Genomic DNA, 6,310 nt, shown 5'->3' on the forward strand with positions numbered 1-6,310 from the left:
CAAATCAATCTAACCTTGTAAACAACTCAAAGTCATAAAGACAACAACAAAAAACCCAGTCAATGAACTTTTGAAACGTTCATTGACTGGGTTTTATTTATCATTTATTCAACCATTCTGTCGTATGATCTATTGTTGCATATCTTGTTAATATGTTATCCATTAAAAACTGATGCTTGTATTGATCATTATCAGTTACAGCATCTGCTAATATCGTAATTTGGAAATCCTTATCTGCTGCCTCTACCGCTGTAGATAAGACAACCCCACTCGTACTAACTCCAGTCAATACAATGTGGTTTATATTCATACCACGAAGTAACACTTCTAAATTACTTCCGGTAAATGCACTTAATCGATGTTTCACAACTACAGGATCCGTATCTTCTACATGTAAGTCATCAATTATTTGTGTGGACGTAGCTTCTTTCGACATCGATTGTCCACTTGCTTTATATTGTGAAAACATCTTATTATTCTCAGAAACTTCTAAATAATCACCTGTAAAAGCGACTCTAACGAAAATAACAGGTATATGTTGTGTTCGCGCATCAGCTATCGCTTGTTGATTAGCTCTAATTACTCCTGCATTGTCCGCTATCCCATTAACAATACCATTTTGCATATCCATTACAATTAATGCACTATTTTTTGTCATATTCAGTACTCCTTTAATTCAAACATCATTACTCTAGTTTAAATTATAGCCAACTTTGTACTGAATTACGAAATTTCGAATTTATCACTTGTTATTAAATATTTACAAAAAAATTGCACAAACATCATACCTACTGTATCAGGTGATGTTTATGCAACTTCTTTTTTTACTTAACTATTCATTATTACTTTCTGACCAGCTATAACACCCGCTTGAGTTAATTCATGACTATTCACCCATACTTCGGTGATGTTTGCCCCAGTTTGCTTAAATAATTCTATAACATGTTTGCTAGCATCCATTGTCACAATTGGATCTCTTTCACCCATTGAAAGTAGCACCTTCATATGACTTAAATCCTTATCTTCAGTTATATTTAATGGATATAATGGTGCATATAACAATGCCGCATTAAACGTTATAGACTCATTTAGTATCATGCTAATAGCAATATTCGAACCATTTGAAAAGCCCACCGGAATTGATTGTTCCACATCAAAGCCATATTTTTCAGCCGCTTCTTTAATAAATGCTGCCAATCTTGTAGTTCTATATTTTAAATCTTCTATGTCATATTGTCCTTCTCCATGACGTTTAAAGAAACGATTCATACCATTTTCAGAAACTTCACCACGAATACTCAATACATTATAATCCGCATTTAGTGCTGCAGCTAAAGGCATTAAATCATTTTCATCTCCACCTGTGCCATGTAATAAAATAAACGTAGGTGCTTCAGGCTTTCCTTGTTTAAAAATGTGTTCCATACAAATCCTCTTCCCTTCTATTTGTGCTTATTCTTTAAACTGCATAATTAAATTCGAATTGGCGGTAATTGTTGTAACAATGCTTCCTTATGATCTTCATATTGTGGTGGAAACATTAATTGCTCACCCAATTTGTCAAATGGTTCATCAATTGTAAATCCTGGACCTACAGTTGCAAATTCAAATATAATACCACCTCGTTCACGCATATATATTGCTTTAAAGTAATTGCGATCTTTCACTTCAGTAACATGATAGCCTTTGCCAATCATTTTTGCTTGCCATGCACTATGTGCTTTATTATCAGGTACAGACCATGCGATGTGATGCACAACGCCCACTCCAAAGCGCACACGATTTGCTGGACCTTCTTTTTTAATCATGACATGATGACGCCAATCACCTACAGTAGCTAAGTGAATATACGATGCATCTTCACCAATTTGCTCTAGTCCCATATCTTCTACTAAAGTTGAAAGTGTAGCTTCTGGATTTTCAGTTAACATCGTCACACCATGAAACCCTATAATGTCACGATCAGTCGATGCTTGGTCATCCTCAACAAGTGCGAGTGATAAACCATGTACATCATTGAATTGTAACGTTGACTGTCCAAATAATGTGGTAACCGCAACTGTGATATTTTTGTCCATTAAGTGTCGTTTCCATACCTCTAACGTTCCTTTAGGTATTCTGAAAGCAATAGTACCAACTTGTCCAGTACCAGTACGTCCCACATGTTCGTTTGGCCAATTAAAAAATGTTAATATCGTACCGTTATCTACATTATTATTTGAAAAATACAGATGATAAGTGCCTGGATCATCAAAATTCACAGTTTTTTTAATAAGTTTTAAATTTAAAATATCTCTGTAAAATGCAATATTTTCTTCTGGATTTCCTACGATTGCTGAAATATGATGAATGTGTTGTATTGCTTCCATAACATTCACTCCTTTTGACATGTCCTTATTTATTAGCGTTTCGTATTGAATGGTCTAATTTCTGATTCAATATAATCACGTTGGTTTTCTAAAAATGGTGGTAATGATAGACTTTCACCTAATGTTTCATACGGTTCATCACCCATAAATCCAGGACCATCAGTAGACACTTCAATCAAGATGTGACCAATACGTGCATAAAGTGCTTCAAAGTAAAATCGATCTACTAATCCTGAATTACCAATTCCAACTTCTTTATATTTTTCTTCCCATTGTGCTATAGCTTCATGGTCTTTCAATCTAAATGATACATGGTGGACTTCTCCGTAACCTTGCACTGCTTCATTACTTGATGTGTCTTTTCTCAAGATAACTTGACCACCATTACCTCCAGCTCCAACTTCTAAAAGTGCAACGTTTTGTTCTTCCACAATCGTTTTCATACCATAGATTTGTTCTAATATTTTCTTAAAGTCTTCAAAGTAACTGACAGTAATTTCGATAGGTCCTAATCCATAAATGGCTTTATCAGTTGGAACTGGTCCATTTTGCCATGGTTTACCTGGTGCTACACCACTGTTAAGTTCATCTGATACGAGTTGATAATGTTGACCATCTGACTCTTCAAAAGGAAGAACCTGTTTACCAAATAATGTTTGTATACCATCATGTTTCACACCAAAGTCATTGAATCGTTGTTCATAATAACTTAATGCTGCATCATTCGGTACTCTGAATGAAGGTTTGGTAATTGAATTAGTGCCAGATTTACCTTTTGGAATATTTGGAAAATCAAAAAATGTCATATCTGTTCCAGGTGAACCTTCATCATCTGCAAAGAATGTATGATACGTATATATATCATCTTGGTTCACTGTTTTTTTAACAAGTCTCATACCTAACACATCAGTGAAAAATTTATAGTTTCTTTCAGCATCATCTGTAATCGCTGTAACATGGTGAATTCCTAATAATTGATTGTTTGTCATAATCAAACACGCTCCTTAAATTTATCTCGATTTCGAAGTAATTTTATTTAAAAATATTAAGTGCATTAAACCTCTGTAGGTTGAGCACTTAATTTCTTTAATGCTTGCTGTAATATTGCTAATTCTTCGTCTGTTAACACTGCAAAAGTTGAGTTTATTGTTGCTGCATGTTCAGGAAAAATTCGTTCCATCATTTCATGACCTTGTTTGGTTAATACTGCTTTAGTTACACGTTTATCTTGCTCATCTCTTCTTCTTTCGACGCAGCCTTTCTCAACGAGTTTATCTACTACATAAGTGATACTGCTACTAGCAATAAGTACGCGTTTACCAATTTTCTGAATAGGTTGTTCACCTTTACTATATAGGAGTTCTAACACTGCAAATTCAGTTACATTCAAACCATAACGCTGTACATCTGCTCTAACAATTTGTTCTAAATGGTCAGTCGTTCTATTCAATCCAATAAATGCATTCAATGACTCTGTCGTTCGTTCCATCACATCACCAACTTTCAATTTATTTCGATTTCGAGATAATTATAACGCCGACGTTTTTAGAAGTCAACAGTTTGAGTATAAAAAATATACTTATGATTAAAAAGCGCTCTATAAAAGCATTTCCCACTAATACTTATACTTCAAATTAAATATTGTAACTATTATGAAAATTAATTCTTTCGTTTTCATGACTGTAATAAGTGGTAGAACTAGAGTGTGGAGGTGTCAATATTGAATAAATTATTCGTAAATAATGAATTTATAGAAAGTCAATCACAAGACACAATGGACGTTATTAATCCGGCAACAGGTGAAAAAATAGATACAATCACTTTTGCCACTCAATCAGAAGTTAACGATGCCATAGAAAAATCTAAACAGGCACAATTAGAATGGGAAAAAGTACCTCAACCTAAACGTGCTGAACATGTTAAGCTATTAATACCATTATTAGAAGAACATAAAGACACATTGGCAGAATTATATGTAAAAGAACAAGGTAAGACGTTAGCTTCCGCAAAAGGTGAAATAGACAAGGCGATACACTTTATTGACTATATGACGAGCTTAAGCTTTTCAAATAAGGGCGAAGTGCTACAAAATAGTAGAGAAAATGAAACTATTCTACTAACGAAAAAACCTATCGGTGTAACAGCAGGTATCGTACCTTGGAATGCACCTATATTAGTATTGATGCGAAAAATTATTCCAGCTGTTATTACAGGTTGTTCCGCTGTAATTAAACCAAGTGAAGAAACTACACTAATTACATTGAAAATTGCTGAATTATTACGTGATTCTACAATTCCTGCAGGACTTATCCAAATTGTTCCAGGCACTGGTAATACTGTAGGAACACAGTTAGCACAACATCCTGATATCCAACTTATTTCTCTTACAGGCAGTATGAAAGCTGGTAAATCTGTTTATGCAGAAAGTGCCAATACAGTTAAGAAAGTTAACTTAGAACTTGGTGGTAATGCACCTGTACTCGTTACTGAACATGCTGATATAGATAAAGCTGTAGATTACATTGTGACAGCAAGAATCAATAATGCTGGACAAGTATGTACTTGTCCGGAACGTGTATTTGTCCATAAATCAATACACGATGCATTCATCGCACAACTTAAATCTAAAATGGAACAACTCACAGTCGGCGATCCATTTGATGATAATACGGACTATGGCTCAATTATTAATCAACGTCAGCTAGATAGTATTGATGATAAAGTTCAAAATGCAGTTAAAAATGGCGCTACTTTAGTAACTGGCGGTAAGAAAATAGACAGCGCAGGTTATTTTTATGAGCCAACAATTTTAGATCATATTCAAACAACAGATGAGGCATTTAAAGAAGAAATATTTGGCCCAGTAATACCTGTTATCGAATACGAAGACTTCGATGAAGCTATAGCAGAAGCTAATAATACGAATGCTGGCCTATCTTCTTATATTTTCTCCGAAAACTTAAAACAAATTATGCAAGCAACTGAAACATTAAAATTTGGAGAAGTTTATGCCAATTGCGAAGCAGAGGAAGTCGTCAATGGTTATCATGCTGGTTGGCGAGAATCTGGTTTAGGTGGCGCAGATGGTATCCATGGTTTCGAAGAATACTATAATACAACCGTATCCTATATTAGATATGATTAAAATGTGATAAATTACCAAAATATTTAGGGTACCACGTGCTTAGATAAACAAAAGGCAATTTCTATTGAAATAATATAGAAATTGCCTTTTTTAAGGTATCTTAATGTAAAACACTATTGCCTTAAGCAGTATTTTGGCGAGACTCCTGAGGGAACAAGACGGGCTGAAGACTACAGGCTGAAGCTGGCCCCTAGGAAAGCGAGCCTATAATATATCATATTGAACATAAGCAGTAGATAAGAAAATGTGTATTTCATGATTCACATTCCTATTAAACTTAACATTTGCATCTTAATGTAAAATACTATCGCCTTAAGCAGTATTTTGGCGAGACTCCTGTGGGAACAGGACAAGCTGAAGACTACAGGCTGAAGCTGGCCCCTAGGAAAGCGAGCCTATAATATATCATATTGAACATAAGCATTAGATAAGAAAATGTGTATTTCATGATTCACATTCCTATTAAAACTTAACATTTACATCTTAATGTAAAACACTATTGCCTTAAGCTGTATTTTGGCGAGACTCCTAAGGGAACAGGACAAGCTGAAGACTACAGGCTGAAGCTGTCCCTTAGGAAAGCGAGCCAACAATACGTAATATAAAAAAATAGCACTCAGATAAATTAAATTCATCTGAGTGCTTTATTTGGAATTTATGTTCTAGATGCTACTTAAAAATTTAATCTTTTGTCACTTGTTTCAATCCTGCTTTTTTCAAAGCTTTCTTAGTCTTTTTATAACTTACTTGTTTATTTTTCGTATCACCAGAGAACGATTCTGGAGCAATTTTCTTC

6 protein-coding genes and 1 pseudogene are annotated in these 6,310 nt (G+C 34.5%); 1 reads left to right on the forward strand and 6 read right to left on the reverse strand.

The features are described from left to right. Nucleotides 1-100: 100 nt before the first annotated feature. From ACF91D_RS17315 to ACF91D_RS17335, 5 genes are all read right to left on the reverse strand, one after another. Nucleotides 101-658, reverse strand: coding sequence for a cysteine hydrolase family protein (locus ACF91D_RS17315; protein WP_107527582.1), 558 nt, complete (start codon nt 656-658; stop codon nt 101-103). Between the two features lie 170 nt (nt 659-828). Beyond that, complete coding sequence (gene mhqD / locus ACF91D_RS17320) at nt 829-1,425, reverse strand: methylhydroquinone degradation carboxylesterase MhqD (protein WP_107527581.1); 597 nt, start codon at nt 1,423-1,425, stop codon at nt 829-831. Nucleotides 1,426-1,472: 47 nt separating this feature from the next. Continuing rightward, complete coding sequence (locus ACF91D_RS17325) at nt 1,473-2,369, reverse strand: VOC family protein (RefSeq protein WP_107527580.1); 897 nt, start codon at nt 2,367-2,369, stop codon at nt 1,473-1,475. A 32-nt stretch (nt 2,370-2,401) separates the two neighbouring features. Then, nucleotides 2,402-3,358: a ring-cleaving dioxygenase MhqE gene (gene mhqE / locus ACF91D_RS17330; protein ID WP_107589215.1), complete on the reverse strand. Its 957-nt coding sequence runs from the start codon at nt 3,356-3,358 to the stop codon at nt 2,402-2,404. 65 nt (nt 3,359-3,423) lie between these two features. Then, nucleotides 3,424-3,858 carry a MarR family winged helix-turn-helix transcriptional regulator gene (locus ACF91D_RS17335; RefSeq protein WP_042740297.1) on the reverse strand — a complete coding sequence of 145 codons (435 nt, stop codon included), beginning with the start codon at nt 3,856-3,858 and terminating at the stop codon, nt 3,424-3,426. Nucleotides 3,859-4,086: 228 nt separating this feature from the next. On the opposite strand from ACF91D_RS17335, the gene aldA reads away from it, so the two are divergent. After that, nucleotides 4,087-5,514, forward strand: a complete 1,428-nt coding sequence (aldA, locus tag ACF91D_RS17340) for an aldehyde dehydrogenase (protein ID WP_182475616.1) — start codon at nt 4,087-4,089, stop codon at nt 5,512-5,514. A 260-nt stretch (nt 5,515-5,774) separates the two neighbouring features. Here aldA and ACF91D_RS17345 read toward each other — a convergent pair. After that, a pseudogene (locus ACF91D_RS17345) lies at nt 5,775-5,957 on the reverse strand (hypothetical protein). Nucleotides 5,958-6,310 lie beyond the last annotated feature (353 nt).

The organism is Staphylococcus sp. 231237_7MaSpsaltlick (genome assembly GCF_043107035.1).

Excerpts from the sequence above, each read along its gene's own strand:
- ACF91D_RS17315 (WP_107527582.1), bottom strand. The coding sequence starts at position 658 with ATGACAAAAAATAGTGCATTAATTGTAATGGATATGCAAAATGGTATT.
- mhqD (WP_107527581.1), bottom strand. The coding sequence starts at position 1,425 with ATGGAACACATTTTTAAACAAGGAAAGCCTGAAGCACCTACGTTTATT.
- ACF91D_RS17325 (WP_107527580.1), bottom strand. The coding sequence starts at position 2,369 with ATGGAAGCAATACAACACATTCATCATATTTCAGCAATCGTAGGAAAT.
- mhqE (WP_107589215.1), bottom strand. The coding sequence starts at position 3,358 with ATGACAAACAATCAATTATTAGGAATTCACCATGTTACAGCGATTACA.
- ACF91D_RS17335 (WP_042740297.1), bottom strand. The coding sequence starts at position 3,858 with ATGGAACGAACGACAGAGTCATTGAATGCATTTATTGGATTGAATAGA.